This is a genomic window from Acetobacter estunensis (assembly GCF_011516945.1).
Taxonomy (GTDB): Bacteria; Pseudomonadota; Alphaproteobacteria; order Acetobacterales; family Acetobacteraceae; genus Acetobacter; species Acetobacter estunensis.
Genome location: NZ_WOTH01000094.1, coordinates 1 through 1,537, shown reverse-complemented (window position 1 = coordinate 1,537; position 1,537 = coordinate 1). Strand labels below are relative to the sequence as shown.

Genomic DNA, 1,537 nt, shown 5'->3' with positions numbered 1-1,537 from the left:
TCAAGGAGTGGCGCGCTGTCGCAACCAGATATGAAAAAACAGCAACGTCGTTCCTCGCGGTCATCCACATCGCTGCCGCAGCAGACTGGATCAAGCCCTAACAGGCCCTAGCTTTCCCATGCTGAATTACAGGCTATTCTCCAGTTAAATACCAGACAAAATCGACAAGAGAGCCTTAATTTGGTCATTTCCGCTATGCGAAAAGGCATTGAAATAACTGTATATCCAACTTGAAGGGCGACTACCACCAGGGAAAAACTGGTGGGTGACATGATAAGATAACATTTCATCACGTAATTGGAAATGAATATGAACTGAATATTACTATTAATTTGATCAAAAAGTGAGGCGATTAGTGCAAGTCAGGGACCTGATGAAACCCGATGGACGGGTATTTTTAAAAAGCGTCTTTGGCCAAATCAGTGACGAATGGCCATGTATTTCGTTCTCTCGTTCTTCCGTAGGGAATATGCTGAGGCAGGAGTTTGTCCCTGGCCGTGATATTCTGATCTATGTCGGAACACTTAATGGTAATCTGACCGAAGATCCCGAACATCGCGGCAGGCTGATTGCTGCTGTCGTGATCGAACCGAGTCAGGTGCTTGAAACGCGCCGAATCATATCGAAAAATTTCTGGCCGAACTTAGGCGAGCAGTGGCCCCATGCCATGGCGGTTCTCAAGGCGGCTGTGATGGAAGGACCGCCTTATCCGAAGGCTCATGACGTCATTCCAAATGCATATCGTCAGTTCGCGCTAATGGAAAACCGAGGGGGTATTGTCGAAGCTATCGGCGAAGAGCGTGCAGCGGTTATGGCGTTGCCAATTACTCCGTTGGACCTACATCTATCGCCTGAGGTACAAGCTTATATCAACGTCCGAGCCAGTGTTTCCGAAACACCCAAAAGTATCCGTGAAGAGGCAACGCGGATGGCCGACCTCATTATCAATCGCGTGCGTAATGGTGGCACCCAACGCATTGTCACCAATGCCAATCGCACGGCTCCAAACATATCCGATCTTTACCCAATGCTGACTCGAAAATGGCAGGTCGATCAACGCGGACTATGCGCTCTGTGCGGCGGTCTCCTGCTGCCGGGAACAAGGAATAAAATGCTTCAGCCCTCTGCTGACCGAATAGATAGTAGTAATGAAGCATATGATGAAGAGAATGTTCACATAACTCATCTGGCCTGTAATCTGGCCAAAAACAAATATGGAACTGACGATTTTGAAGAATGGCTCATAGTTCTGCGTGGTAATGACCCACGCAACGAATGAAAGAACTATAAAAATGAGCGCAATTGTCCATATAAGCTACGCATGTCCGCTATACGGAATGTAACCAAGAGCACTGCAAGTCTCGAATGAGGCGACTACGGCCTGTCTGCTGCCATTCGTTGAGCCGACAGACAGTCTAGGGGGGATGAACGAACCCGCTGCGCGGGATTGGTGCGGTGTGCAGGTCTGTCACCACGGCGTGAGCGATCTGTTTTATTTGGAACTGTCCTGATCGGGCCAAGCACTCTGGCTTCTTCC

1 protein-coding gene and 1 pseudogene are annotated in these 1,537 nt (G+C 48.9%); both read left to right on the top strand.

The genetic code is table 11. The annotated features are described in order from the left end of the window. Positions 1–101 (top strand): annotated as a pseudogene (locus GOB87_RS16405) (IS5-like element ISMex42 family transposase); the annotation flags it as partial. Between the two features lie 272 nt (positions 102–373). After that, positions 374–1,279 carry a hypothetical protein gene (locus GOB87_RS16400; protein WP_166319168.1) on the top strand — a complete coding sequence of 302 codons (906 nt, stop codon included), beginning with the start codon at positions 374–376 and terminating at the stop codon, positions 1,277–1,279. Positions 1,280–1,537: the final 258 nt, after the last annotated feature.